Source organism: Sphaerimonospora sp. CA-214678 (assembly GCF_050942215.1).
In the GTDB taxonomy this organism is placed as follows: domain Bacteria; phylum Actinomycetota; class Actinomycetes; order Streptosporangiales; family Streptosporangiaceae; genus Sphaerimonospora.
Window position 1 is genome coordinate 4,457,905 of record NZ_CP192056.1, and the last position, 26,118, is coordinate 4,484,022.

At 69.9% G+C, this 26,118-nt stretch carries 19 protein-coding genes and 1 tRNA gene; 8 read left to right on the top strand and 12 right to left on the bottom strand.

Annotated features, from left to right (window positions below; genetic code table 11):
* Nucleotides 1–5: 5 nt before the first annotated feature.
* Nucleotides 6–1,799 carry an ABC transporter ATP-binding protein gene (locus ACQP1K_RS20020; protein WP_433497238.1) on the bottom strand — a complete coding sequence of 598 codons (1,794 nt, stop codon included), beginning with the start codon at nt 1,797–1,799 and terminating at the stop codon, nt 6–8.
* Nucleotides 1,796–3,667: an ABC transporter ATP-binding protein gene (locus tag ACQP1K_RS20025; RefSeq protein WP_433497239.1), complete on the bottom strand. Its 1,872-nt coding sequence runs from the start codon at nt 3,665–3,667 to the stop codon at nt 1,796–1,798. The genes ACQP1K_RS20020 and ACQP1K_RS20025 overlap by 4 nt, the downstream gene beginning before the upstream one ends.
* A 563-nt stretch (nt 3,668–4,230) precedes the next feature.
* On the opposite strand from ACQP1K_RS20025, the gene ACQP1K_RS20030 reads away from it, so the two are divergent.
* Nucleotides 4,231–5,520 carry an MFS transporter gene (locus ACQP1K_RS20030; RefSeq protein WP_433497240.1) on the top strand — a complete coding sequence of 430 codons (1,290 nt, stop codon included), beginning with the start codon at nt 4,231–4,233 and terminating at the stop codon, nt 5,518–5,520.
* A gap of 229 nt (nt 5,521–5,749) precedes the next feature.
* Here ACQP1K_RS20030 and ACQP1K_RS20035 read toward each other — a convergent pair whose 3' ends face one another.
* Nucleotides 5,750–6,247 (bottom strand): Lrp/AsnC family transcriptional regulator, encoded by a 498-nt coding sequence (locus ACQP1K_RS20035; protein WP_433497241.1) that lies wholly within the window; start codon nt 6,245–6,247, stop codon nt 5,750–5,752.
* A gap of 98 nt (nt 6,248–6,345) precedes the next feature.
* Between ACQP1K_RS20035 and ACQP1K_RS20040 the strand changes: the two genes are divergently transcribed.
* Nucleotides 6,346–7,584 (top strand): trans-sulfuration enzyme family protein, encoded by a 1,239-nt coding sequence (locus tag ACQP1K_RS20040; protein WP_433497242.1) that lies wholly within the window; start codon nt 6,346–6,348, stop codon nt 7,582–7,584.
* A gap of 8 nt (nt 7,585–7,592) precedes the next feature.
* On the opposite strand, the gene ACQP1K_RS20045 is transcribed toward ACQP1K_RS20040, so the two are convergent.
* The gene (locus ACQP1K_RS20045; RefSeq protein ID WP_433497243.1) at nt 7,593–8,255 is read right to left on the bottom strand and encodes a peroxiredoxin; all 663 of its coding nucleotides are present in this window, start codon (nt 8,253–8,255) and stop codon (nt 7,593–7,595) included.
* A gap of 208 nt (nt 8,256–8,463) precedes the next feature.
* Between ACQP1K_RS20045 and ACQP1K_RS20050 the strand changes: the two genes are divergently transcribed.
* The 3 genes from ACQP1K_RS20050 to galK all read left to right on the top strand — a co-directional run bounded on the left by ACQP1K_RS20050 (nt 8,464) and on the right by galK (nt 11,797).
* Nucleotides 8,464–8,820, top strand: coding sequence for a VOC family protein (locus ACQP1K_RS20050; protein WP_433497244.1), 357 nt, complete (start codon nt 8,464–8,466; stop codon nt 8,818–8,820).
* 129 nt (nt 8,821–8,949) lie between these two features.
* The gene (locus ACQP1K_RS20055; protein WP_433497245.1) at nt 8,950–10,608 is read left to right on the top strand and encodes a catalase; all 1,659 of its coding nucleotides are present in this window, start codon (nt 8,950–8,952) and stop codon (nt 10,606–10,608) included.
* A 40-nt stretch (nt 10,609–10,648) separates the two neighbouring features.
* The gene (galK, locus tag ACQP1K_RS20060; protein WP_433497246.1) at nt 10,649–11,797 is read left to right on the top strand and encodes a galactokinase; all 1,149 of its coding nucleotides are present in this window, start codon (nt 10,649–10,651) and stop codon (nt 11,795–11,797) included.
* An 81-nt stretch (nt 11,798–11,878) separates the two neighbouring features.
* On the opposite strand, the gene ACQP1K_RS20065 is transcribed toward galK, so the two are convergent.
* A tRNA-Asn gene (locus ACQP1K_RS20065) sits at nt 11,879–11,951 on the bottom strand.
* A gap of 174 nt (nt 11,952–12,125) precedes the next feature.
* Between ACQP1K_RS20065 and ACQP1K_RS20070 the strand changes: the two genes are divergently transcribed.
* Nucleotides 12,126–12,431, top strand: a complete 306-nt coding sequence (locus tag ACQP1K_RS20070; protein ID WP_433497247.1) for a YtxH domain-containing protein — start codon at nt 12,126–12,128, stop codon at nt 12,429–12,431.
* A gap of 56 nt (nt 12,432–12,487) precedes the next feature.
* On the opposite strand, the gene ACQP1K_RS20075 is transcribed toward ACQP1K_RS20070, so the two are convergent.
* The 4 genes from ACQP1K_RS20075 to dnaG all read right to left on the bottom strand — a co-directional run bounded on the left by ACQP1K_RS20075 (nt 12,488) and on the right by dnaG (nt 17,357).
* A complete protein-coding gene (locus tag ACQP1K_RS20075) occupies nt 12,488–12,988 on the bottom strand; it encodes a hypothetical protein (RefSeq protein ID WP_433497248.1) in 501 nt (166 codons plus the stop codon).
* Nucleotides 12,989–13,029: 41 nt separating this feature from the next.
* Entirely contained in the window at nt 13,030–13,818 is a 789-nt protein-coding gene (locus tag ACQP1K_RS20080) for a thioesterase II family protein (RefSeq protein ID WP_433501594.1), read from the bottom strand.
* 318 nt (nt 13,819–14,136) lie between these two features.
* Nucleotides 14,137–15,282: an RNA polymerase sigma factor RpoD gene (gene rpoD / locus ACQP1K_RS20085; RefSeq protein WP_433501595.1), complete on the bottom strand. Its 1,146-nt coding sequence runs from the start codon at nt 15,280–15,282 to the stop codon at nt 14,137–14,139.
* 158 nt (nt 15,283–15,440) lie between these two features.
* Nucleotides 15,441–17,357, bottom strand: a complete 1,917-nt coding sequence (gene dnaG, locus ACQP1K_RS20090) for a DNA primase (protein ID WP_433497249.1) — start codon at nt 17,355–17,357, stop codon at nt 15,441–15,443.
* A gap of 119 nt (nt 17,358–17,476) precedes the next feature.
* On the opposite strand from dnaG, the gene ACQP1K_RS20095 reads away from it, so the two are divergent.
* The gene (locus ACQP1K_RS20095) at nt 17,477–18,319 is read left to right on the top strand and encodes a M23 family metallopeptidase (protein ID WP_433501596.1); all 843 of its coding nucleotides are present in this window, start codon (nt 17,477–17,479) and stop codon (nt 18,317–18,319) included.
* Here ACQP1K_RS20095 and ACQP1K_RS20100 read toward each other — a convergent pair.
* Together ACQP1K_RS20100 and ppdK are read right to left on the bottom strand one after the other, a co-directional pair.
* Nucleotides 18,306–19,610: a deoxyguanosinetriphosphate triphosphohydrolase gene (locus tag ACQP1K_RS20100; protein ID WP_433497250.1), complete on the bottom strand. Its 1,305-nt coding sequence runs from the start codon at nt 19,608–19,610 to the stop codon at nt 18,306–18,308. The genes ACQP1K_RS20095 and ACQP1K_RS20100 overlap by 14 nt on opposite strands.
* Before the next feature lie 169 nt (nt 19,611–19,779).
* Entirely contained in the window at nt 19,780–22,416 is a 2,637-nt protein-coding gene (gene ppdK / locus ACQP1K_RS20105) for a pyruvate, phosphate dikinase (RefSeq protein WP_433497251.1), read from the bottom strand.
* Between the two features lie 391 nt (nt 22,417–22,807).
* Here ppdK and ACQP1K_RS20110 point away from each other — a divergent pair, with 391 nt between their 5' ends.
* On the top strand, nt 22,808–24,304 hold the full coding sequence (locus ACQP1K_RS20110) for an alpha/beta hydrolase (RefSeq protein ID WP_433497252.1): 1,497 nt from the start codon (nt 22,808–22,810) through the stop codon (nt 24,302–24,304).
* Nucleotides 24,305–24,616: 312 nt separating this feature from the next.
* Here ACQP1K_RS20110 and ACQP1K_RS20115 read toward each other — a convergent pair whose 3' ends face one another.
* On the bottom strand, nt 24,617–26,002 hold the full coding sequence (locus ACQP1K_RS20115; protein WP_433497253.1) for a glycine--tRNA ligase: 1,386 nt from the start codon (nt 26,000–26,002) through the stop codon (nt 24,617–24,619).
* Between the last annotated feature and the right edge of the window lie 116 nt (nt 26,003–26,118).

Here is a 26,118-nt window from a genome sequence, read left to right on the forward strand (position 1 = left end):
CTTCCTCACTGATAGACACGTGCCTGCATGCGGAACAGCTCCGCGTACGCCCCGTCACGGGCCATGAGGGCGGCGTGGTCGCCGAGCTCGGCGACCACGCCGCCGTCGAGCACGACGATCAGATCCGCCATGCGGACCGTGGAGAACCGGTGCGAGACGAAGACGGTGACGCCGCCGGACTCCGCGGCGGTCTGCGCCGCCGTCGCCTGATAACGCTCGAAGATCTCGTGTTCCGCCGTGGCGTCGAGCGCCGCCGCCGGTTCGTCCAGCACCAGCAGCAGCGGGCGCTGCCGCATCGAGGCGCGGGCCAGGCCCAGGGCCTGCCACTGCCCTCCCGACAGCGACATGCCGTCGCCGTACTCCCGGCCCAGCAGCCCGGAGATCCCGCCGGGCACCAGGTCCGCCAGTCGCGAGGCGTTGGCCCGGCGCAGCGCGGCGAGGATCGCCTCGTCGTCCCGCAGCCGCGGCAGGTCTCCCACGCCCACGTTCTCCCGCAGCAGCAGCTCGAACCTGGCGAAGTCCTGGAACAGCGGCGCCACCCTGAGACGCCAGTCCGCCAGGTCGGCCTCGGCCAGATCGAGCGAGTCGACCAGGATCTTTCCGCCGGTCGGCCGGTAGAGCCCGCACAGGAGTTTGACGAGCGTGCTCTTGCCGCTGCCGTTCTCCCCGACGATCGCGACCGACTTCCCGGCGGGGATGTGCAGGGACACCCCGTCCAGGACCAGACGGTCGGTGCCCGGATAGGCGAACCGGACGTCGTCGAGAACGATCCCCTCGCGCAGCCGCGCCGGCATCGGCCGCCGGGCCGGTGGCGCGGTCCCGGCTTCGCCGCCGGCGGCGAGCCGCCTGAGCTCCCCCAGCCGCTCGACCGTGCGTCCCGTGCCCTGCAGTGTGGTCAGCAGGCCGAGCGCGGTGGACACCTGGACGCTGACCTGGACCGCCAGGGTGATCACCAAGATGGCGTCTCCGACGGTCGCCTGCCCGTTGATGCCCTGCATGACGACCAGCGAGATGGCCACGCCGTAGGCGATGGCGAACACCAGCTGGCCGCCGGCCCGGATCAGCGCCCCGCGGCGCTGGGCCCGCCACACCTCGGCGGTCACCTCGCGCCACGCCTCGGCCTGGCGCTTCATCAGCTCCGGCGCCGCCCCGCACAGCCGCACCTCCTTGGCGGCGTCCGGCGTCGTGCTCACCTGGAGCAGGTGGCGGCTGAGCCGGGTCTGCTCCGCCGTGCGCTCCTGGGCGGCGTCGACCAGCCGCTGTGCCCGCCGGCCGAGCAGCACGGGAGGCACCGCCGCGAGCGGGAGCAGCAGCAGCCACGGGCTGAGCAGGACCAGGATGACGGTGGTCAGCACGATCTGCAGGGCTATCCCGCCGAGTTGGAGAACGGCGGTGAACGCGGTCCGCGTCTTGGCGAGGTCTTCGCGGATCAGCACCAGCCCGTCGGCGAACTCCGGGCTGTCGAAGTGCTCCAGTCCCTTGGAGCCGTTGGACAGCTCGATGATCTCCTCGTTGAGCGCGAGCTCCTCCAGCTCGCCCAGCTCGAAGTAGGACAGATGGGCGAAGTGCTCCATCATCAGCTCGAAGATCAGCAGCAGCGCGATCCCGAGCGCGAGCCACAGCGCGAGGGTCGCCTCCAGCCGGATCGAGGCGTCGACGAAGTTCCGGACCCCGAGCGCGATCAGCGGGGTGGCCGAGTAGCCCACGACCATGAGCACGGCCGCCTTGGTCAGGCGGGACCGATCGGTGCGGGCGGCGAGCCGCAGCAGGAACGCGATGGCGCGCAGCAGGCTCCTCATGCCGCGTCCCGGTCGGGGTCGGCTCCGTCGGCGGCGAAGCGCTCCGCCTGGATCCTGAAGAGCTTGGCGTACTTGCCGTCCAGCTCCATCAACTCCTCGTGGCCGCCGCTCTCGGCGACGCGGCCGTTCTCGATGACGACGATCCGGTCGGCCCTGCGCACGCTGGAGAACCGGTGCGAGATCAGCACGCTGGTCAGCCCGCGGGTCAGCGCGAGGAACCGGTCGTAGAAGGCGACCTCCGCACGGACGTCGAGCTGCGCCGTGGGTTCGTCGAGCACCAGCACCGAGGCGCCCGCGTCGACGGCGAACAGCGCCCGCGCGATCGCGATCCGCTGCCACTGCCCGCCGGACAGGTCGCGGCCGCCGCGATACTGCCGGGATAGCGGGGTCTCCCAGCCGTCGGGCAGCGCCGCCACGACCTCGAGGGCACCGGCGCGTTCGGCCGCCGACACCGTCGCCTGCCGGTCCCGCAGCCGGGCGGGCCGGCTCATGCCGACGTTGTCCGCCGCGCTCAGCTCGTATCGCACATAGTCCTGGAAGATCACGGCCATGTGGCGGTGCCAGGCCGCGTCGTCGATGCTCTCAAGATCACGGCCGTCCACCGTGATCCTGCCCGAGACCGGCCGGTAGAGCTTGGCCAGCAGCTTGACGATGGTGGTCTTGCCGGCTCCGTTGAGCCCGACGATCGCCGTCGAGCGGCCGATGGGCAGCTCCAGATCGAGACCGTCGAGGATCAGCCTGTCGGAGCCCTCGTAGGCGAAGGACACGTTCTCGAAGCGGATCGAGCCACACGGCGCCACCTCCTCTGGGCCCGGCCCGGTTCCGCCCGCGGCGGCCGTCCCCGTGATCGCGGCGCCCGCGACCGGGGTGGTCCGGTCCGCCGTCCCGGAGGCCCTCTCGGCGAAGGCGTTCATCGCGTCCTGGGCCTGCATGCCGTACTGCGTCTGCACGTCGCTCTCGGGGAAGAACACCCCGAACCGCATGGGAATGAGGATGGTCTGGATGGCGAGCGACAGCGCGAGGAGGCTCAGTGAGCCGTCGGTCGCCGCGCCGGCCAGGGCGGCGAGCGCGATCACGCCGCCCACCAGCCCGGCCGCCGCGTATCCCACGAACGGCGGGCCGAGGATGCGCCTGCGGCCCGACCACAGCGGGGCCAGGTAGCTCATGCTCTCTGCGGCGTGCCGCTCCTTCAGCCAGGGCAGCAGACCGAGGACGCGGATCTCCTTGCCCGCCGACGTGCCCGACGCCATCGCACGCAGATAGGTGACCCGGCGGCGTTCGGAGGCCAGGGACTTCCACAGGGCGGCGAACCGGCCGAGCGAGCCGCGCTGCCCGAACCTGATCGTCAGAGCCACCGCCCCGACGAGCAGCGCGACCAGCGGATTCAGCACGACTCCCAGGACGACGACCGCGCCCGCCAGCTGGCCGTACCTCGCGATCAGGCCGAGCGCCCCGGACGCCGCGTCACCGGGCGTCGGCAGGGTCCGGTCGAACCCGGCGCGCGCGTCGGCCAGCGTGTCGAGCGCGTCCGGCCGCTCCACGACGGGCAGCGGGGCCGACAGCGCCGCGCTCATGAGGCGCTGGATGGCGGCGCCGTCGATGCGCCGGGAGACCACCTCGCCGAGCGCGCTCTGGAACGGGACCAGCAGCTGCTGGAGCACGAAGGCCACCACGGCCAGCACGAGCGCGGTGGCGAGGGACGAGATCGATCCGGGTGCCGACGACTGCGCGGCCTCCGGGAGCCGGCTCAGCATCACGCTGGTCAGGATGACGAAAGCCGTCGGAAGGGCGCCGATGAGCAGGTTGAGCAGAAGCGCGGCGGTGAGCACCCCGCGGCCCGCCGACGGCAGGAGACGCAGGATGGACACCCATCGCCCGGCACGCCGACGGAATCCGGCCAGGGCATGGTGACGCGATATCAACAGCAACGTCCTTTCCAATGCGCAGGGATCTCCGGCGCTTCCAAGCTGTGATTCTGGCTGTGATACAGCGGACGAAGACAAGGCCGCACATGGATTTACGGAGCGTTCACACCGGTGATTGTGTAATGCCTACCGGCAGCCTTCCCCGTTGCTTCATGGGCGTCATCGACCATGGCGAGGCAGAGAGCGCCAATATGGATGGGAGCGCTCCCAGCACCAGAGTATCCACAGTCGGGAGAGAGCAGTCAAGACCCGAACGAGACCGCTTCCACCCATTTCGGACCCGAGAAAACCGGGATTACCCGAATTCCGAAACCAGAGAAAGTAGGAAATAAAAATATCTGATACACCCCTCTGAGCTGGGAGTATGTCGCAATCTCAGAGCGCAACCCGCGCCGATCTCACAGGAGGTCCCTTTACGGCTCCTTCCCCGCCGCAATTCGGTCTGCTAATGTCGGCGCGCCGATCCCGAGGCCTTTGACTTCTCACATAATGAGACGGATGGTCTGATGAGCACTGCGGTGACCGACATCCAACAGCCGAGCAGGACCAGGGTGGCTATCGCCAGCTTCACCGGCACCGCCATCGAGTTCTACGATTTCTACATCTACGGCACGGCCGCCGCGCTGGTGCTGAACTCCGCGTTCTTTCCCGAAATGGATGAACTCGCCGGCAAGCTCGCGGCGTTCTCCACGTTCGCCGTCGCCTTCATCTCCCGCCCGCTGGGCTCGGCGATCTTCGGCCACTGGGGAGACCGCATCGGCCGCAAGTCGATGCTGGTGGCCTCGCTGCTGCTGATGGGCCTGTCCACGGTGGCGGTCGGGCTGCTGCCCGGCTACGCGACCCTGGGCGTCTCCGCCGCGGTCATCCTGGTCGCGCTGCGTTTCCTGCAGGGCGTGGGCCTCGGGGGCGAGTGGGGCGGCGCCGCGCTCCTGGCCGCCGAGCACGCGCCGCCGGGCAAGCGCGGGCTGTACGCGATGTTCCCCCAGCTGGGACCGGCCGTCGGGTTCATCTTCGCCAACGGCCTGTTCCTCCTCCTCGGCGCGACGCTCACCGACACGGCGTTCAACGAGTGGGGCTGGCGCCTGCCCTTCGTGGCGAGCCTCCTGCTCGTGCTCCTCGGCCTCTACGTCCGCCTGAAGATCGCCGAGACCCCCGTGTTCCTCGCCGCGATGAAGCAGCGGAAGCTGGCCAGGACACCCCTGGCCGGGCTGCTGCGCCGGCAGTGGAAGCAGGTCCTGCTCGCCGCCGGGTCGATGGTGATCAGCTACACCCTGTTCTACACCGCGACGACGTACTGTCTGAGCTACGCCACCGGCACACTCAAGCTCCCGCGCACCACCATGCTGGCCCTCACCATGGTCGGAGTGGTCTTCATGGCGGCCGGTGTGATGGGCTCGTCGCTGCTGTCCGACCGCTTCGGCAGGAAGCGCACGCTCGTCGCCGGGGCCGGCGCCGCCGTGGTGTGGGGGCTGGCGATGTTCCCGCTGATGGACACGGCGTCCGTGCCGCTGGTCGGCCTGGCCCTGGCCGGCGCCCTCGGCATCATGGGCGTGGCCTTCGGCCCGATGGGCGCGTTCCTGCCGGAGCTGTTCCCGACGGAGCTCCGCTACAGCGGGGCCTCGATCGCCTACAGCCTGGGCGGTGTGCTCGGCGGCGCGGTGCCCCCGCTCGTCGCGACCGCGATGCAGGCGGAGGGCCTGAGCTCGATGGCCGTCGGCGGTTACGTGTCCGCCATGGCCGTGCTGAGCCTGCTGTGCCTGCTGGCGCTCCCGGAAACCGGCGACCGCACGCTGTAGGCAGAAGGCCAGCCGCTCCCGTCGCCCTCGGGAGCGGCTGCCGCCCGGCCGGGTCGGGTCCTATCCAATGAGCTTGGGGCCCGATCCGGTCGAGCGTCACACGATCGGCTCGGGTCGGAAGACCGGAAGACGAACTCGTGGCGCCGCGACGGCGCTCCCGCCGGGTGAATCCGTGCCGGTCGACGACCGGGGCGGACGCCGGGAAGATCGGGTCGTCCGGCTGACCGAGTCACCCGGGCAGTACGCCGCGGCCTTCGCGTACCTCGAAGACCAGCTGAGTCTCGGTCCTGCTCACCACCGGATAGATGGTCACGTGCTCCAGGATGAGATCCCGGAGGCTCTCCGGGGCCGGCACGGCCACGTGCAGGAGGAAGTCGTCGTCGCCGCCCACATGGAGGACGGACAGCACCCCCGGCACCATGACCAGCCTGTCGTACAGGCTGCGCACGTGCTCGCGGTTGTGGCTGCCCAGCCGGACCTTGATGATCGCCTGGATCGGGTGGCCCAGCGCGCCGAGATCGAGCCGGGCCCGGACGCTCTCGACGACGCCCGAGCGCATGAGCGCACGCACCCGGTACGCGCAGGTGGACTCGGCCACCCCCACCCGGGCGGCGAGCGCGGCGTTGGTCATCCGGCCGTCCTCCGCCAGCGCGGCGAGGATGGCCAGATCGGTGCCGTCCAGGGCCGCCGGTGCTGGTTGCGGTTTCTTCGGCCGGCGGTCGGACATGACCCCCCTTTTCGCTGGATCTTCACCGATCCTGGCCGTCCACGCCGGTTTTCACAAGTCCTATTGAAAATCACGGTGGATCCGCCCATTGTTCGGGCATGATTTCACGTCGTCTGCGGATCGACTCCGTCGCCGTCCACGCCGGTCGCGAGGATCTCGTGGAGCTCGGCGTCCACGCGCTTCCCATCGATCTCTCGTCCACCAATCCGCTGCCCGGCATCGAGACCGGCGGCCTCTCCTACGAGGCGATGGCCGGCGGAGGCGTGCCGCACGCGGAGGGCGGCGCCGTCTACGGACGCCTGTGGAACCCGACCGTGGCGAGGTTCGAGTCCGCGCTGGCGCGGATGGAGCACACCGAGACCGCCGTGGCCTTCTCATCGGGGATGGCGGCGATGACCGCGGCGATCCTCGCGACGACGCGGGAGAGCGGCCGGGGTCACATCGTCGCGGTCCGGCCCCTCTACGGCGGGACCGATCACCTGCTGGCCTCGGGGATGCTCGGCGCTGAGACGACGTTCTGTACGGCCGAAGGCGTCGCCGCCGCGCTCCGCCCGGACACGGCGCTGGTCGTCCTGGAGACCCCGGCCAACCCGACACTCGAGCTGGTCGACATCGGCGCCGTCGTCGCGGCCGCCCGGGGTGTCCCCGTTCTCGTGGACAACACGTTCGCCACCCCGATCCTGCAGAACCCGGCCGCTTTCGGCGCCTCGATGGTCCTGCACAGCGCGACCAAGTATCTCGGCGGGCACGGCGACGTCATCGCCGGCGTCATCGCCTGCGACCAGGAGACGGCCGCCGCGCTGCGCCGGGTCCGCGCCGTCACCGGGGCCCTGCTCCATCCGCTCGGCGCCTACCTCCTGCACCGCGGCCTCGCCACGCTCCCGATCCGGGTACGCGCGCAGCAGGAGAACGCCCGGCGCGTCGCGGCGTGGCTGAGCACCCACCCGAGCGTCTCCCGGGTCCACTATCCCGAGCTCGGCGGCGACCCCGGCGGGCTGCTCGGCCGGCAGATGAAGGGCCCCGGGGCGATGATCTCGGTGGAGCTCCGCGGCGGCCTCGACCAGGCCGGGCGCCTCACCTCGGGGGTCGGCCTGTTCACCCACGCGGTGTCCCTCGGCGGGGTCGACTCGCTGATCCAGCATCCCGCGGCGCTGACGCATCGGCCCGTCGCGGCCGAGGCGCGTCCGTCTCCCGGCCTGGTGCGGCTCTCCATCGGGCTGGAGGACCCCGAGGACCTGATCGCCGACCTCGACCAGGCCCTGCACCGGCCCCTCGGCCAGGCGCGTGATCGGGACCCCGCCCCGGCTCCCGTACGCGCGGGCGCCGCGCATGCGTGACGGGCCGCTCAGACGGGACGGCCGGGGACCTTGGCGAGATACCAGTCGGTGAGCTCGACGCTGTCGTCGGCGAGGCGGGCCTCGACCTCGGACTGGGTCCGCGGCGCACCGAGGAGCACGTCGTCGCCCGGCTGCCAGTTGGCCGGGCAGGCGACCCCGTCCCGGTCCGCCGTCTGCAACGCGTCCACCAATCTGAGGATCTCCGGGACCATCCGGCCCGCGTTCATCGGGTAGTAGAGCATGGCGCGGACCACGGAATTCGGGTCGATCACGAAAACGGCCCGGATCGTCGCGGTCCGCGAGGTGTTCGGATGGAGCATGCCGTACGCCCGGGAGACCCTGGCGTCGATGTCCGCGATGATCGGGAACGTGATGTCGATGCCGAGTCTTTCCTTGATGTTGCGTATCCAGGCGAGATGACTGTGCACCGAGTCGATCGAGTTGCCCAGCAGCGACACGTTCCGCTCGGCGAAATCGTCGGCGAGATCGACGAAGGCGGCGAACTCGGTGGTGCACACGGGGGTGAAGTCCGCGGGATGGCTGAAAAGCACCAGCCAGCAGCCGGCGTAGTCGCTGAGCCGGACCGGCCCGTGGGTGGTCTCGGCCTCGAAGTCCGGAGCCCGGTCGCCGATCAGCGGCAGCCTGGTGACCTGCTCTGTCACGGCATCCATGATTGCGCTCCTCGCGGTGGTGGGTCTCGGCGGAAAGCAGGGCCGGGTGGCGAAGCTCAGTGATCACGCCCGGACCGGCGTCCCCTCGCCGGCCCTCGAACGCGCTCTGCCCACCCTTGGCATTTTCCGGCACTTGACCGGACATTCCACCCAGGCGGCAAGTTTTGTCAAGACTCGTGATGGGAGGCCGGTCGGCGACACTGGGGTCATGGCGGCACCCGAGGGAGCCGAGTTCGTCCGGCGGCGGCCCGCGCCCGCGCCGCGCCCGCTGATCACCTGGTACATCGGCTATCGCGAGGCGGGCGTGCCGCCGCGGCTGCACCGCGGGCTGCCCTCGCCGCACCTGACTGTGGTCATCACATTGCACGATCCACTCGTCCTCGCCGCGGGCGCCTACGTCGTCACCGACGACCCAGACGGGATCTTCGCCAGGGCGACCGCGGCGGGAGCGGCGGTCGTCAGGGAACCTGCGGACACCGACTACGGCTCCCGCGACTTCGTCGTACGCGATCCGGAGGGCAACCACTGGTCGTTCGGCACCTACCGCGGCGAGCCACGCGGGTGACCACGGACGATCAGCGAAGCGTTCCGAAACTTGAATGATTGAGCCGAATAGCCGATCAGAAAACGGATAAGGGGTCGTAAAACACAACCAATCACCCTAAACGATCACAACAGGAGAGGAGCGGTCCTGATGACCTCGAGCATGGGACCGCGGCCTGGGGACGAGCGTCCGACGTTGACGAATCGCCAGGGGCACCCGGTCTACGACAACCAGAACCAGCGCACCGTCGGCCCAAGGGGTCCCGCGACGTTGGAGAACTACCAGTTCCTGGAGAAGATCAGTCACTTCGACCGGGAGCGCATCCCGGAACGGGTCGTGCACGCGCGTGGCACGACGGCCTTCGGGTTCTTCGAGACGTACGGCAGGTGGGGCGACGAGCCGATCTCCCGGTTCACCCGCGCCGGCCTCCTGCAGGAGGCCGGTCACAGGACCGACGTCGCCGTACGGTTCTCCACCGTCATCGGCGGACGGGAGTCCTCCGAGAGCGCCCGCGACCCGCGCGGGTTCGCGGTGAAGTTCTACACCGAGGCCGGCAACTGGGATCTCGTGGGCAACGACCTGGCGGTGTTCTTCATCCGGGACGCCATCAAGTTCCCCGACCTGATCCACGCGTTCAAGCCCGATCCGGTCACCTTCCGTCAGGAGCCCGGCCGGATCTTCGACTTCATCTCGCAGATGCCCGAGAGCCTGCACATGATCGTGAACCTGTTCAGCCCCCGGGGCATCCCCGCCGGCTACCGGTACATGCAGGGGTTCGGCGTCAACACCTACCGGTGGGTGAACGCCCGGGGCGAGACCCTGCTGGTGAAGTATCACTGGATGCCCAAGCAGGGCGTGCGCAGCATGACCGCCGAGGACGCCGCCCGGGTGCAGGCCCACGACCTGGGACACGCCACCAGGGACCTGTACGCGGCGATCGAGCGGGGTGACCACCCGGAGTGGGAGCTGCTCGTTCAGATGATGAGCGACGACGAGCATCCCGAGCTGGACTTCGACCCGCTGGACGACACGAAGGTCTGGCCGGAGAACGACTTCCCGGCGCTGCCCGTCGGGCGGATGGTGCTCGACCGCACGCTGAGCGACAACTTCGCGGACAACGAGCAGATCGCGTTCGGCACCGGCGTCCTCGTCGACGGGCTGGACTTCTCCGAGGACAAGATGCTGGTCGGGCGGACCTTCTCCTACAGCGACACCCAGCGCTATCGCGTGGGGCCCAACTATCTGCAGCTGCCGGTCAACCAGGCCAGGAACGCGGAGGTGCGCACCAACCAGCGGGACGCGCCGATGACCTACTACATCGACCGGGCCGGGGACGACCCGCACGTCAACTACGAGCCGTCGCTCACCGGCGGGCTCCGGGAGGCGGACAGCTCCGTGCCTCTCGAGTACGGGCCTGTCATCTCCGGGCGGCTCACCCGCGGCCGCATCCCGCGTACCAACGACTACAAGCAGCCGGGCCAGCGTTACCTGCTCATGGAGCAGTGGGAGCGCGACGACCTGGTGGAGAACCTCGCCACAGCGCTGTCGCGGTGTACCCGGCCGGTCGCCGAGCGCATGGTCTGGCATCTGCTGCTGGTCGAGGACGATCTCGGGCTGCGCGTCGGCGAGGGCGTCGGCATCACGCCGGGCGACGTCGGGCATCTCGGCCCGCTCCCGGACCAGAACCTGACCGAGGAGGACCGGCTGCGACTCGCCAATCTCGGCAAGAACGGCCCGCGCGACGTCACGGGACTCAAGATGACCCACTGCGTCCCCAACGAGCGGGCGATGCCGGCCGGAAACCGCTAACCTACGCGGGACGGTCGAACTTGTTGGGGAGTGTGCGGTTATGCGCGTTGTGGATGCCTTCCGGGATGCCTACGACGGCGAACCCACCGGCATCTGGCACGCGCCCGGCAGGGTCAACCTGATCGGCGAGCACACCGACTACAACGACGGCTTCGTCCTGCCGTTCGCGGTGCCGTGGGGCGTCACACTGGCGGCCCGCCCGCGTACGGACGGGGTCGTACGGCTCTCGTCCCTGCAGGAGCCGGGGGACGCCCAGGTCCTCGGCGATCTCGGCGCCGGCCTCGAAGGGGCCCGCGGGTGGGCCCGCTACCCGGCCGGGGTGTTCTGGGTCATGGCCGGCACGGGCCTGCCCGTCGGCGGCGCCGACATCGTGGTCGACGGTGACGTCCCGCGCGGCGCCGGCCTGTCGTCGAGCGCCGCGCTGGAGGTCGCCACCGCGCTCGCCCTCGACGGCCTGTACGGCCTGGGCCTGGCGGAATCGGACGCCGGGCGGATGGAGCTGGCCGGGATCGGGCGGCGGGCGGAGAACGACTTCGTCGGCATGCCGTGCGGGATCATGGACCAGGCGGCCTCGGCACTCGGACGGGAGGGGCACGCACTGTTCCTCGACTGCCGGTCGCTGGCGAGCCGGCCGATCCCGCTCGACCTGGCGGCGCACGGCCTTCGGCTGCTGATCATCAACACCGGGGTGCACCACGAGCTGGCCGACGGGCAGTACGCCAGACGCCGGCAGGAGTGCGAGAACGCCGCCAAGCGCCTGGGCGTGACCGCGCTGCGTGACGTCACCGATCTCGCCGCGGCGCTGAGCGAGCTGACCGGGACGGAACGCGCCAGGACGCAGCACGTCGTGACCGAGAACCACCGGGTGGAGGCGGTGATCGGGCTGCTGCGCGCGGGTGCGGTATCGGAGATCGGCGCGCTGCTGAACGCCTCGCACCTGTCGCTGCGCGACCAGTTCGAGGTGTCGTGCCCGGAGCTCGACGTGGCCGTGGAGGCGGCGATCAGGGGCGGGGCCCGGGGAGCCAGGATGACCGGCGGCGGCTTCGGCGGGTCGGCCATCGCCCTCGTCGCCGAGGACCGCGTCGACCAGGTCAGGGACCAGGTGGGGCGGGCCTACGCCGAGCGCGGCTGGGCGGCGCCGACGTTCTTCACCGCGACACCCGCCGCCGGTGCCCGCCGTCTCGCCTGACGGACGACGGGCCGGCGACGCGCCCCGGCCGGAAAACGGCCGGAAAAGCGAAACCCCCGCCCGATGGGCGGGGGTTCATCGCTCCCGCGATAGGACTCGAACCTATAACCTGCCGGTTAACAGCCGGCTGCTCTGCCGGTTGAGCTACACGGGATCGTGCTGCGCTGCCGACCGCCCCGAAGGAGCGATCCCGTTCCGGCCTTTCGGCCTTCCCGTGCGGCGCAGAACTAGATTAGCGCACTCGGGGGGGTGTCTGTCACATTGATTGCTGTTGGATAGTCGCGAGCCCTCGGGGTAGAAGGGCGGCACACGAGCGCGGAGGTGGAAGATGCGGTACAAGATGATGTTCGCCGCCGGGCTGACCGTCGGTTACGTCCTCGGCACGCGGGCCGGTCGCGAGCGCTATGAGCAGATCAAGCGCATGGCGCAGCGGGTGGCGGACAGCCCGACCGTGCAGGAGGCGGCCGGATTGGTGGGCGCGCAGGCGGCGAAGATGGTGGACCGGGTGCCCTTCCTGCGCAGGCATGACCCGTGGGAGACCGAGCGGATCGGCGTCGCCACGGGCTGGCCCGGCACCGGGCCGGATTCCACCGCCGGGGCCGGCCACACCACCGGGGCCGACAGGACCACCTGACCCGTCCGGCCGCCCGTCCCTCCGGAGCGCGAACCCCGCCGACCGGCCTTCCGCGGTCAGATGCCCAGGCTGTTGCGCACATCCTCCAAGGCCAGCTCCGTCAGGGCGCGCAGTCCCGGGTCCGCCGGGTCCAGCCCGGGATCGAAGACGAAATCCCAGCGCGGCGTGTCGCGGCCGGGAATCCTGCGTGCGACGAGCCGCACTCCCCCGCGCGCGTCGAGGGGGACGTGCCTGCTCGCCAGGATCGTCGCGGTCACCCGTTCGCGGATCACCTCGGGCAGCGTGCCCGGCTCCGGCAGCCGCACCATGTGGACCGCGCCGTCGGTCATGGTGATCTCCGCTGCGCCCGCCTCGTCCCAGGACGCCCGGTCCATCAGATGCCAGGGCAGGCGCGTGCCCCCGGGCAGATGCAGCGCCACGGTGGTGGCCACGACATGACCGCCGTCGGCCGCCGGGGCATGACTGATCACACGTTCGCCCGGCTCGACGGGCAGTGCCGTACGGACCTCCCGCGGCAGGCGGCGGAGACCGAAGATGGAGCGCAGAGAGCCAGCCAAGCAGAACACCGCCCAAGACGACGACCGTTGCCAACGGCAGGCTAACCCGAAGCCGGGGCCGGAGACGAAGCGAGCTCTGCCACACCCGCCGTGATCGCCTTCACCACCGAGGCCCGCTCGGGGACGAGATAGAAGTGGTCGCCGGGGAAGGCGGTCAGCGTGAAGCCGGACGACGTCCAGGCCGACCAGTCCCGCGCCTCGTCCTCGGCGACCTCCGGGTCGCGATCGCCGTAGAACGCGAGCAGCGGCGCCGGCAGCGGTGCGGCCGGGCCGGGCCGATAGGTCTCGGCGACCTCGTAGTCGGCGCGTAGCGCGGGTAGCGACAGGTGCCGCAGCAGGGCGCTGCCGAGCAAGTCCTCCTGGGTGCCGCCGAGCCTGCCGGTCTCCGCCCACAGCGTGTCGTCGTCGGCCAGGTGCACGGTGGTGGCGCGCAGCCGGTGCGGCGCCGGCCGCCCCGAGACCACGAGCGCGGCCGGTCCCGTCCCGCCTGCGGCCAGGCGGCGGGCGACCTCGTGCGCCACCGAGGCACCCAGGCTGTGGCCGAACAGCACGACCGGCCCCTGCCGGGCCAGCGGTGCCACGGCGAGCGCGGCGCGGTCGGCCATCTCGGTCATCCGCCGGACCAGCGGCTCGGAGGCGCGGTCCATGCGGCCGGGATACTGGACGGCGAGCAGCTCGACATGGCCGGCCAGGAGGGACGCCCACGGCCGGAAGAAGGCGGCGTTGCCCCCCGCGTGCGGGAAGCAGATCAGCCGCACGGTGGCGCGGGGCCTGGGCGAATAGCCGCGCAGCCAGTCGTGGCCGGTCGCCGGGCCCATCTCGGTCTTCATCACGTGGTGCCCTCCTCGTCCACCTCGTCCGGATCTCCGTCGAACACCTCCGCCGCGGTGACCACCCGGCCGCCCATCGCGGATCGAGCATGTCGGCCAGGTACGGCACGACGGCGGGCGTCCCGCCGCGCGGACCCCCTTTCCCGTCCTCCGCGCCATGGGACGGCACCGCCTCGACGCCGGGACGCGGGCCGGCCGCCACGATGGCACGTCGCGGGTTCCTGGTCACCGGCCACCTCGTTTCCCGGTCCTCATCCGGCGGAACCGAGAAACGATCGGGCGTCGGCCCGGGTCCATGCCGTCGAGCCGTCCGAGCGATCAGTCCAGGTAGTCGCGGAGCATTTGGGCACGGGTGGGGTGACGTAGCTTGGCCAGGGTCTTGGACTCGATCTGCCGGATGCGCTCGCGTGTCACGCCGAACTCCCTGCCGACCTCCTCGAGCGTCCGCGGATGGCCGTCCGACAGGCCGAACCGGAGTTGGATGATCCGTTGTTCCCGCTCCGACAACGTGGCCAGGATGTCGTCGAGCTGGTCCTGGAGCATGATGAACGCGGCCGCCTCCATGGGGACGACCGCGTCGGCGTCCTCGATGAAGTCGCCCAGATCGGAGTCCTCCTCGCCGATCGGCGACTGCAGCGACACGGGCTCCTGCGCGATGCGCTGGATCTCCACCACCCGGTCGATGTGCATGTCCATCTCGGCGGCGATCTCCTCCGGGGTCGGCTCCCGGCCGAGGTCCTGATGGAGCTGACGCTGCACCCGGACCAATTTATTGATCGTTTCGACCATGTGAACCGGAATCCGGATCGTCCGCGCCTGATCGGCTATGGCGCGGGTGATGGCCTGGCGAATCCACCACGTGGCATATGTCGAGAACTTGTAACCCTTCGTGTAGTCGAATTTCTCGACCGCGCGGATGAGGCCGAGGTTGCCTTCCTGGATCAGGTCCAGGAACAGCATTCCCCGCCCCACGTAGCGTTTGGCGATCGAGACCACGAGCCGGAGGTTGGCCTCGATGAGCCGCTGCTTGGCGCGGACGCCCTCCCATACGAGGTCTTCCAGCTCCGGCCTGAGGAACCGAGCGGCCGGGGTCTCGCAGAGCTTGTCCTCCGCGAACAGCCCGGCCTCGATGGCCTTGGCGAGCTCCACCTCGTCCTCGGCCGTGAGCAGCGGAACCCTGCCGATCTCCCGTAGGTAGATCCTGACCAGGTCGTTGGTCGGCGCCCGCTTTCCGACATCCTCATCGTCGGGCCTGCTGGGCTCCTCGTCCCCCTGAGGTTCACGTACCTCGACCCCGTTCTCAGCGAGCATGCGTACGACGCGTTCCAGCGCGTCGGCAGGCAGCTCGGATCGATCGAGCGCGGCGGCGACGTCGTCGATCGTGACGCTTCCGCCGCGTTCCTTTCCCTTCGCGACGAGGTCCGCCACCTGTCGTTCGACCGATGGCGGCCTGCTTGGCAGCACCGATGCACCCACGCAACACAGTGTGCGGTATGGGCACAGGAAAATGGCAGGCCTATTTTTGTCACTCAAGGTAAGACAGTGAACAATATCGAATCGATATCAGAGATATGTTTGGCGGCGGGGAGAACTGGAAATGGTCCTTAATTCCGGTCTAACCCTCACGCCCCGGCGGCGCGATCCCGCAACACCCGTCGCTGCTGTTCCAGAGCGACCAGCTCCCCGAAGAGGCGGTTGTAGTCCTGCTGCTGCTCGACGGGGTTGAGCCGCTGCAGCCGCGCCTTCACCTGATTGATGGCCCGGCCCACCGCGATCTCCTGGATCTTGGCCAGTACGGCGGCGCCGTACCGTTCCTCGATGCTCACGTCGGCGCGCAGGGCCTCGACGGCGAACCGGGTCACCAGCGCCGCCAGGTCGATCTCGGCTCCGTCGGGGGACGCCCCGGCGGACGCGGCGTGGGCGAGGAGACGATCGACCCACTCCCGGCCGCCCGACCCCCCGGCGACGGTTCCACCGGCGGCCGCGATGAGCCCGTGCAGCGCGATGTGCTCTGGCACCGTGAAGGTGTCCGGCCCGAGCGCGTCGAACTCGGGCCCCAGGAGAGCCGGCCGCTGCACGGCGAGCTTGAGCGCCTCCGCCTCCAGCCGCGCGGCGGGATCGTGCGTCGCGCCGGCGGGGGCTCCCCGCCGCGTCCCCGTGGCCGGCCCGTCGGCCGGGCGGCCCGACCTGCTCTGGGGCCGTCCGGCCGCCCGCCCGGCCACCTGCTGGATGCGCCGGATGACGAAGCGCTCGTCCATGAACCCGAGCCAGCGATCGAGGTCGACCACATAGGTCTTGCGCAGCCCCGGGTCCTTGATCGCGGCCACGATCGGCGCGGCCGCGTCCAGCGCACCGAGACGCCCCTCGTTGGTGTTCAGGTCGTACTGCGCGAGCACGCTGCGGATCGCGAAGGCGAACAGCGGCTCCCTGCGGGCGATGAGATCGCGTACGGCGGCGTCGCCCTGCTTGACCCGCAGATCGCACGGGTCGAGGCCGTCGGGCTGGACGGCGACGAACGTCTGGGTGACGAACTTACGCTCGTCCTGGAACGCGCGCAGCGCGGCCTTCTGCCCGGCCGAGTCGCCGTCGAACGTGAAGATCACTTCGCCGCGGAACTCGGCCTGGTCCAGCAGCAGCCGCCGCAGCACCTTGATGTGCTCCTCGCCGAACGACGTGCCGCAGGTGGCCACCGCCGTGGGCACGCCGGCCAGATGGCAGGCCATCACGTCGGTGTAGCCCTCGACGACGACCGCCTGGGAGCGCCGGGCGATCTCCCGCTTGGCGAGGTCGACGCCGTACAGCACCGAGCTCTTGTGATAGATCGGGGTTTCCGGCGTGTTCAGATATTTGGGGCCGTCGTCGGAATCGAGCAGCTTGCGCGCGCCGAACCCGATGACGTCGCCCGTGATGTCGCGGATCGGCCAGACGAGACGACCGCGGAACCGGTCGACCGGCCCCCGGCGGCCCTCCCTGGCGAGCCCGCCCTTGATCAGTTCCTGGGGGGTGAACCCGCGGGCCACGAGGTGCCTGGTCAGCGCCTCCCACTCGGCCGGCGCGTAACCGACCCCGAAGCGCTCGGCGTCGACCCGCTCGAAGCCCCGCTCGGACAGGAAACGCCGCCCGGGAGCGGCGTCGGGCGCCGCGAGGCCGGTGGCGTAGAACTCCGCTGCGGCCCGGTGCGCCTCGATCAGGCGGCGCCGCTCCCCCTGCTCGCGGCCGGGCACGTAGCCGCCCTGCTCGTACCGGAGCTGGATCCCGGCGCGCCGGGCCAGCCGCTCGACGGCCTCGCCGAACGTCAGGTTCTCGATCTTGCGGACGAACGTGATGACGTCGCCGCCCTCCGCGCACCCGAAGCAGTAGTAGTAGCCCCGGGCCGGGGTGACGTTGAACGAGGGCGACTTCTCGTCGTGGAAGGGACACAGCCCCTTCAGGTTGCCGCCGCCCGCGTTGCGCAGCTGGATGTGCTCGCCGACGACGTCGGCGATCGGCGACCGCTCCCGTACGAGCGCGATGTCCTCATCCCTGATCCGCCCTGCCACGCTGCGAGTCTATGGGGTGTCCGATAACGAGAAGGAGAGAACTTCCCGGAACCGGTCGTGACGAATGCGGATTTCCCGGTACAAAGGAAAGGTTCGGTAACGTCGACCTGGTGGATACCATGCGATCGGGGAGAACCGCGGCACTGGCCGTCCTCGCGGGCACCGCGTGCCTGGCCGCCGCCTGCGGCGCGCCCTCCGGAGTGGCCGGGGTGAGCACGCTGCCGCCGGCTTCCCCCGCTGCGGACACCGCCGTCGCCACCGCGGCGGCGAACACCCCGCCCCAGATGGAGGGTCCGGTACGGATCCCACCGCCCAAGCTGTCCCGGTTCACCTACGTGTTCCCGGTGAAGGGATGCGAGGTGACGTACTCGCGCAAGCTGCTGGTGCTGCCGAAGACCACGATCTGGGCCGCCCGGGGATGCGCGTTCGTCTCGCCGGTCGACGGCGTGATCCGCGAGGTCGACACGGTCAACCGGTGGTCGCCGGCCACCGACCACGGCAGGGATCGGGAGGGCAGGTTCGTCAGCGTGACCGGCGACGACGGCGTGCTCTACCTCGGCGGCCACCTCGACACCGTCGAGGCGGGCCTCGCCCCGGGCACACGCGTCAAGGCGGGCCAGCGGCTGGGCACGGTCGGCAACTCGGGCAACGCCCGCGACATGGCCACCAACCTCTACTTCGCGATGTCGTGGCCGACGCCGCCGCAGTACTGGTGGATCCGCCGCGGCATGGTCAAGCCGTGGCGCTACCTGGACGCCTGGGACGACGGCAACCGCACGCTGTCCCCTCGCGCCGAGATGCTGAAGCTGCGTAAGCGCGTCGGCGAGCTCCCGGCCTGCACCCAGCTGTGCGCTTCCAAGGCGGTCCCGGTGCAGAAGGTGGAGGAGACGGAGAAGCAGGAGGAGCGCAGGCCGCCCAGGAAGCGCAAGGACCCCGAGGTCGTGATCGTCACACCGGACTGACCCCGGCCCCGGCCCCGGTCAGCGACAGTCGGCGATGCCAGGCCACCGCCGAGGCGTCGGTCAGCGAGGCGATCTGGTCGACGACCACGCGCAGTCGCGCCGCGTCGTCCGGCGCGCGCTCGAACTCGGGGCGCAGCGTCGGCGCCAGCGTGGCGGGCGCCCCCCTCATGATCAGGTACCCCAGCTCGGCGATCAGCTCGCGCTGCCGGGCCCGCATCGCGTGGTGGTCGGCACGGGTGATGACGTAGTAGGCGGTCACCCCCTTGAGCAGGGCGCACTCCAGCCGCGTGGTCCTCGGCACGACGAGATCGGCCCCGTGCCGGCCCGGCGGGGTCTCCGGCACGGCGTGGCAGCCGTACGCCTCCCTGGTCGCGTCCTGCGCCGCCCGGCAGAACCGGCCGATGAGCGAGCTGGTGAGGCGCTTGAGCGCGGCGAGATCGACGAGCCCGGCGTCGAACCGGCCCGGCCACAGCGGCCCGGCGACCAGCCGCCCGAAGACCTCGGCCAGCTCGCCCCGGTCGGCGTCGGGGGCGTACCACTCGCGGGTGAGGTCGCAGACGGCCAGCCGCTCCTCGGGGTCGCGCAGCGCCTCGGCCGTGACGTGGCCGGACGTCAGCGCGTCCTCGAGGTCGTGCACCGAGTAGGCCACGTCGTCGGCCCAGTCCATGATCTGCGCCTCGAAGCTCGGCGTGCGGCTCGGAGCCCCCTCTCTGACCCACCGGAAGACCGCGACGTCGTCCGGATAGACGCAGTACGGCATGCCCTCGGCGGCGCGCGGCACCTCCGGGTCCGGACAGCCGGGACCGGCCCAGGGATATTTGCAGACCGCGTCGAGCGTCGCCCGGGTCAGGTTGAGCCCGGCGCCGCGGCCGTCCTCGGTGATGACCTTCGCCTCCAGCCGGGTGAGCAGGCGGAGGTTCTGGGCGTTGCCCTGGAATCCGCCGCACGGCGCGGCCATCTCGTTCAGTGCGGCCTCGCCGTTGTGACCGAACGGGGGGTGTCCCAGGTCGTGGGCGAGGCAGGCCGTCTCCACCAGATCGGGGTCACGGCCGAGGACCTTGCCCATCTCCCGGCCGATCTGGGCGCATTCGAGCGAGTGGGTCAGCCGGGTGCGCGGGCTGTACAGACCCGAGTAGTCGGCCGGGGTGACCACCTGCGTCTTGGCGGCGAGCCTGCGCAACGAAGCGCTGTGCAGCACACGGGCCCGGTCCCGCTCGAAGGCGCTGCGCTCGGCGCCGCTCTGCGGCTCCGGCACCCATCGTGCCTGATCATGCTCGTCGTAACGGGCCATGCGTCCTCCCTTCCTCACGGCACCCCGCGGCGGGAGAAAGGAGCGTACCCGTTCGCCACGACAATGAGTCACGACGCTTCGTCCCAGACCCCCGGAACTCTCGTTTCACGCGCGTTTCCGGGGTCTGGGCCACCGATTCCGCGGCCCCCGGAGTCAGCGGCCTGCGGAGTCAGCGGCTGTCGGAGCCCTCTGCGGTCAGGGCGGCGCGAGCCGCCTCCAGCCGGGCGACCGGGATCCGGAACGGCGAGCACGACACGTAGTCGAGCCCGATCTCGTGGCAGAAGCGCACCGACTCGGGGTCTCCGCCGTGCTCTCCGCAGATGCCGAGCTTGAGGCCGGGACGGGTCCGCCTGCCCTCCTCCGCCGCGATCCGCATGAGCCGGCCGACGCCGTCCCGGTCGATCGACTCGAACGGCGAAACGCCGAACACCCCAAGATCTAGATATTTGCTGAAAAATCCGCTCTCGACGTCGTCCCGGGAGAAGCCCCAGGTCATCTGGGTGAGGTCATTGGTGCCGAAGGAGAAGAACTCGGCCGCCTCGGCCACCTGACCCGCGGTCAGCGCGGCGCGCGGCACCTCGATCATGGTGCCGATGAGCGCGGACACGCCCGCCTCGGCGAGGACCCGCTCGGCCGCCTCGCGTACGATCTCCAGCTCCTGTACGGCGCCGACCAGCGGGATCATGATCTCCGCCCGCGCGTCGGCGCTCTCCTTCGCCGCCGCGGCGATCGCCCGCACCTGCATCTCGAACAGGCCGGGGATGACCAGGCCGAGCCGTACGCCGCGCAGACCGAGCATCGGGTTCTGCTCGTGCAGCCGCTTGACGGCCTCCAGGAGCCTGCGGTCCCGCTCGGTCGCCCCGTCCCCGGCCAGGGCGACCTTGACCGACAGGTCGGTGAGGTCGGGCAGGAACTCGTGCAGCGGCGGGTCGATCAGCCTGATCGTGACCGGCAGGCCGGCCATCGCCTCGAACAGGCCCGTGAAGTCGGCCGTCTGCAGCGGCTCCAGCGCGGCCAGGGCGGCCCCGCACTCCTCCGGCGTCGCGGCCAGGATCAGGTCCTCGACCAGCCGCCGCCGGTCGCCGAGGAACATGTGCTCCGTACGGCACAGCCCGATGCCCTGGGCGCCGAACCGGCGGGCGCGTGCGGCGTCCTCGGGGTTGTCCGCGTTGGCGCGCACGGCCAGACGCCGCACCGAGTCGGCGTGGGTCATGATGCGGTCCACCGCCCCGACCAGCTCGTCCTCGGCCGGCCTGCCCTCGAAGTACTCGACGACCGGGGAGGCGACGACGGGGACCTCGCCGAGGTAGACCGCTCCGGTGGAGCCGTCGATGGAGATCACCTCTCCCTCCTCGACGGTCACCCCGCCGGGCGCGGTGAAGCGCCGGGCGCGTACGTCGACCTCCAGCTCCTCGGCGCCGCAGACGCAGGTCTTGCCCATGCCCCGGGCGACCACGGCGGCGTGCGAGGTCTTCCCGCCCCGCGAGGTGAGCACGCCGCGTGCCGCGATCATGCCGGCCAGGTCGTCGGGATTGGTCTCCCTGCGCACGAGGATGACGGGCTCGCCCCGCCCGGCCAGCTCGACCGCCTTCTCCGAGGTGAACACGGCCTTGCCCACGGCCGCCCCCGGCGAGGCGTTCATGCCCGTGGTCAGGCGCCGGTTGTCGGTGATGTCGGCGAACCTGGGGAACATGAGCTGCGCCAGCTGCCCCCCGGTCACCCGGGTGACGGCCTCGTCCATGTCGATCAGGCCCTCGTCCACGAGCTGGGTGGCGATGCAGAACGCCGCGGCGGCCGTACGCTTGCCGACCCGGGTCTGCAGCATCCACAGCTTGCCGCGCTCGATCGTGAACTCGATGTCGCACAGGTCGCGGTAGTGGCCCTCCAGCCGGGCCATGATGTCGAGGAGCTCGCGGTACGCCTCCGGATCGATCCCCTCGAGATCCTGGAGCGGCACGGTGTTGCGGATGCCGGCGACGACGTCCTCGCCCTGGGCGTTCTGCAGGTAGTCGCCGTACACGCCCTGCTGCCCCGACCCGGGGTCGCGGGTGAACGCGACGCCGGTGCCCGAGTCCATGCCGAGGTTGCCGAACACCATGGCGCACACGTTGACGGCCGTGCCCAGGTCGGCGGGGATGCGCTCCTGGCGGCGGTAGAGGATGGCGCGCGGTGCGTTCCAGGAGTCGAAGACCGCCCTGATCGCGAGGTCCATCTGCTCACGCGGGTCGCAGGGGAAGTCGCGGCCGGTCTCTGCCCTCACGACGTCCTTGTAGGTTTCGACGAGCCGCTGCAGGTCGGCGGCGCCGAGGTCGGTGTCCTTCCGGCCGCCTTTCATCTCGTCGAGCGCGGTCTCGAACAACTCTCCGTCGATGCCCAGCACGGTCTTACCGAACATCTGAATGAGCCTGCGGTAAGAGTCCCAGGCGAAACGCTCATTGCCCGACTGCTTGGCCAGCGCGAGAACCGAGCTGTCGTTCAGCCCGATGTTGAGCACGGTCTCCATCATGCCCGGCATGGAGAACTTCGCTCCGGAGCGGACACTGACGAGCAGCGGATCGCCGGGGTCGCCGAGCCGCTTGCCCATCCGGGCCTCCAGATCCGCGAGGTGCGCCGAGATCTCCTCGCCGAGCCCGTCCGGCATGCCCCCGTTGCCCAGGTAGTGGCGGCAGGCATCAGTCGTGATCGTGAAACCCGGAGGCACTGGGAGACCGAGGTTTGTCATTTCCGCCAGGTTCGCACCCTTACCGCCGAGCAAGTCCTTGAGATCCTTGTTGCCCTCGGTGAAGTCGTAAACGTACTTGGGCACTTGAGCTCCTTCGCGACTTCAAATTAAAACCTGCGGATCCACCCCGCACGGGGACTCTACCTATCAAAAGGCGCATCAAACATCACACCCGTATGGATTAGACATATCCGCAGGTAGTAGACCGCGATGAGGTCTAATCCAATCCGCGATCGCGAAAAGATCGGCAAATTTTCTCACTGGTCACATTGGTATGAACCAATTCTCGCGTGAATGGTATAGACCAAAAGGTGTAGACCAATTTCTGACCGATAGATCAGTGGAGAGATAGGGGATCTCCACGACGTTCACCCGAGAGATCCCGGTGCGCCTTCCCCACCACTCGAGTCGCCGTACGGTATAAGTTGGTGACCCTCTGATTACATTCGATTACATAGGGGTGATCGTGTCGGGAGTGATCGTTTCGCGAGGCGGCGGGCGTGCCGTACTGGCCGCGGTGGCGGGATTCGGCGCGCTGGCACTGGCCGCGACGGCCTGCGCCGGCCAGAAGGCCGCTCCCGCCGGGCAGCCGACCGGCACCGACCGGCTCCAGTGGTCGAACTGCGAGGAGGCCGCGTCCCCCGCCGGATTCGAGTGCGCCACGATGCCGGTGCCGCTCGATTACGACAAACCGCAGGGCGAGAAGCTCGACATCGCCCTCATCCGGATGAAGGCCAAGGACCCCGCCCAGCGGCTCGGTTCACTCGTCTTCAACTTCGGCGGCCCCGGAGGCTCCGGCGTCAGCACGCTGCTCAACGCGGCCCACGCGTTCAGCGCGCTGAACCGCCGCTACGATCTCGTCAGCTTCGATCCACGAGGCGTCGACCGCAGCAGCGGCATCAAGTGCCTGGACGGCCCCCAGATGGACCGGTACCTCGCCAACGAGCCGGGCGACACCGCGGCGGAGGAGCAGCGGCTCGTCACCGAATTCGCCAGGGGATGCGAGCGCAACGCCAAGAAGATCCTTCCGTACGTCGGCACCGTGAACGCGGCCCGCGACCTCGAGTCCCTGCGCACGGCCCTCGGCGACCCGCGGCTCAACTACTTCGGCTTCTCGTACGGCACCCACCTCGGCTCCGTCTACGCCACCCTCTTTCCGAAGAAGGTGGGCCGCATGGTGCTCGACGCGGCCGTGGACCCGAAGGTCGGCATGTTGGAGATGGCCAAGACCCAGGCGCTGGGCTTCCAGAAGGCGTACGAGGACTATCTGGCCGACTGCGCGAAGACCACGACGAGCTGCCCGCTCGGAGCCGACGCCAAGGCGGCGAACGACACCGTGCTGAAGCTGCTGCGCTCGGTGGAGCGCAAGCCGCTGAAGGTCGGCGACCGCGAAATCACCGAGGACGTCACGAGGACCGCGATCATCCAGGCGCTCTACAGCAAGCTCACCTGGCCGCTCCTCACCGAGGCGCTCAGCGACGCGGCGAAGAAGGGCGACGCCACCGGGCTGCTCACCCTGGCCGATCAGTACGGCGGGCGCAGGCCGGACGGTTCCTACGCCACCCTGCAGTTCTCCCTGCCCGCCGTCCTCTGCGTGGACTCCACCGACCGGCCGACCGTGGCCCAGGCCGAGGCGCTGGCCCGGCGGATGGAGAAGCGGTCGCCCATCTTCGCCCCCACCATCGTCAGCGCCGGCAGTTGCAGCGTCTGGCCGGTGCGCGGGGACGACGCCGCCAAGCACATCGACGCCTCCGGATCGAACCCCATCGTCGTGGTCGGCGTGACCAACGACCCGGCCACGCCGTACCAATGGGCGCCGCGGCTCGCCAGGCAGCTACGCACCGCCGTACTGCTCACCCTCGACGGCGAGGGCCACGGCGCGTACGGCCAGAGCAAGTGCATCGACTCGGCCGTCAACGCCTACCTGCTCGACGGCAAGGTCCCCACCGACGGCCTCCGCTGCCCCAAGTAGCCCCCCAACCCCCCGGCGTGATCTTGCAATTGCTCGCAGGGATGGCCTCCGACCAGCACGGCCCCCCGTCGTGATCTTGCAGAAACTCGCAGACCATCCGATTCACCTGCGGTTACACGCTTCGTGATCTTGCAGCGACAACTGCAAGATCACGAAGCACATACGTCCTGGTCAACGGTGTTGCCTGCGATTATCTGCAAGATCACGACAGGGGAGTGCGCAGCTCAGCGCACTCCCCTGCGAGAATTCGCAAGATCACCACCCAGGTCGGTCGGGCGACGCCCGCTGAGGGGGGATGATGATCCGGTTCGCTCAGTCGTTGAGGTGCCGGCGGAGGTAGTCCTCGACCTGGTCGAGGGCGACCCGCTCCTGGGCCATGCTGTCACGCTCGCGGATGGTCACGGCGTGATCCTCCAGCGTGCCGAAGTCGACCGTGATCGCGAACGGGGTGCCGATCTCGTCCTGCCTGCGATAGCGGCGGCCGATCGCCCCCGCGTCGTCGAAGTCGACGTTCCACCTGCGGCGCAGCTGCGCGGCCAGGTCACGGGCCTTGGGCGAGAGGTCGGCGTTGCGCGACAGCGGCAGCACGGCCACCTTGACCGGGGCCAGGCGGTGGTCGAGCCGCATCACGGTCCGCTCCTCCATCACGCCCTTGGCGTTGGGCGCCTGGTCGACCGTGTAGGCGTCGACGAGGAAGGTCAGCGTCGCCCGGTCGGCGCCGGCCGAGGGCTCGATGACGTACGGCACATAGCGCTCACCGGACTCCTGCTCGAAGAACGACAGATCGGTGCCCGACGCCTTGCTGTGCGAGGTCAGGTCGAAGTCGGTGCGGTTGGCGATGCCCTCCAGCTCGCCCCACTCGCCGCCGGCGAAGTTGAACCGGTACTCGATGTCCACGGTGCGCTTCGCGTAGTGGGACAGTTTCTCCTTCGGGTGCTCGTAGAGCCGGAGGTTGTCCTTGTTGATGCCGAGGTCGACGTACCAGCGCAGCCGCTCGTCGATCCAGTACTGGTGCCACTCCTCGTCGGTGCCCGGCTTGACGAAGAACTCCAGCTCCATCTGCTCGAACTCGCGGGTGCGGAAGATGAAGTTGCCCGGGGTGATCTCGTTGCGGAAGGACTTGCCGACCTGGCCGATGCCGAACGGGACCTTCCGGCGCGCGGACTGCTGCACGTTGAGGTAGTTGATGAAGATGCCCTGGGCGGTCTCCGGCCGCAGATAGGCCAGACCGGACTCGTCCTCGACCGGGCCGAGAGAGGTCTTCAGCAGCCCGCTGAACTGCCGCGGCGCGGTGAAGGTGCCCTTGTTGCCGCAGTTGGGGCAGGTGATGTCGGCGAGGCCGCCGGCCGGCTCAGCGCCGTGCTTCTCGGCGTACGCCTCCAGGAGGTGGTCGGCGCGGAAGCGCTTGTGGCACGACTGGCACTCGGTCAGCGGGTCGGTGAACGTGTCGACGTGGCCACTGGCCTGCCACACCTCGCGGGCGAGGATGACGCAGGAGTCGAGGCCGACGACGTCGTCGCGGCCCTGCACGACGGCCTTCCACCACTCGCGCTTGACGTTGTTCTTGAGCTCGACACCGAGCGGACCGTAGTCCCAGGACGCGCGCAGTCCTCCGTAGATCTCACTCGACGGGTAGACGAGCCCGCGGCGCTTGGCGAGGCTGACGATCGTGTCCAAGACGTCGGTGCGACGTGCCATCAGTGGAACTCCATCCGGCTGGGTGTCGGCGTTGAGATCGAACCAGATCGGGGCCAGGGGTCAGGTCGGCGAGAGGCGCTTCCGAAGGCAGCCGTACGGCCGGGCACCCGCCCGAA

Coding starts and splice junctions, on each gene's coding strand:
- ACQP1K_RS20020 (WP_433497238.1), bottom strand. CDS start 1,799: ATGAGGAGCCTGCTGCGCGCCATCGCGTTCCTGCTGCGGCTCGCCGCC.
- ACQP1K_RS20030 (WP_433497240.1), top strand. CDS start 4,231: ATGAGCACTGCGGTGACCGACATCCAACAGCCGAGCAGGACCAGGGTG.
- ACQP1K_RS20035 (WP_433497241.1), bottom strand. CDS start 6,247: ATGTCCGACCGCCGGCCGAAGAAACCGCAACCAGCACCGGCGGCCCTG.
- ACQP1K_RS20040 (WP_433497242.1), top strand. CDS start 6,346: ATGATTTCACGTCGTCTGCGGATCGACTCCGTCGCCGTCCACGCCGGT.
- ACQP1K_RS20045 (WP_433497243.1), bottom strand. CDS start 8,255: ATGGATGCCGTGACAGAGCAGGTCACCAGGCTGCCGCTGATCGGCGAC.
- ACQP1K_RS20050 (WP_433497244.1), top strand. CDS start 8,464: ATGGCGGCACCCGAGGGAGCCGAGTTCGTCCGGCGGCGGCCCGCGCCC.
- ACQP1K_RS20055 (WP_433497245.1), top strand. CDS start 8,950: ATGACCTCGAGCATGGGACCGCGGCCTGGGGACGAGCGTCCGACGTTG.
- galK (WP_433497246.1), top strand. CDS start 10,649: ATGCGCGTTGTGGATGCCTTCCGGGATGCCTACGACGGCGAACCCACC.
- ACQP1K_RS20070 (WP_433497247.1), top strand. CDS start 12,126: ATGCGGTACAAGATGATGTTCGCCGCCGGGCTGACCGTCGGTTACGTC.
- ACQP1K_RS20080 (WP_433501594.1), bottom strand. CDS start 13,818: ATGAAGACCGAGATGGGCCCGGCGACCGGCCACGACTGGCTGCGCGGC.
- ACQP1K_RS20095 (WP_433501596.1), top strand. CDS start 17,477: ATGCGATCGGGGAGAACCGCGGCACTGGCCGTCCTCGCGGGCACCGCG.
- ACQP1K_RS20100 (WP_433497250.1), bottom strand. CDS start 19,610: ATGGCCCGTTACGACGAGCATGATCAGGCACGATGGGTGCCGGAGCCG.
- ACQP1K_RS20115 (WP_433497253.1), bottom strand. CDS start 26,002: ATGGCACGTCGCACCGACGTCTTGGACACGATCGTCAGCCTCGCCAAG.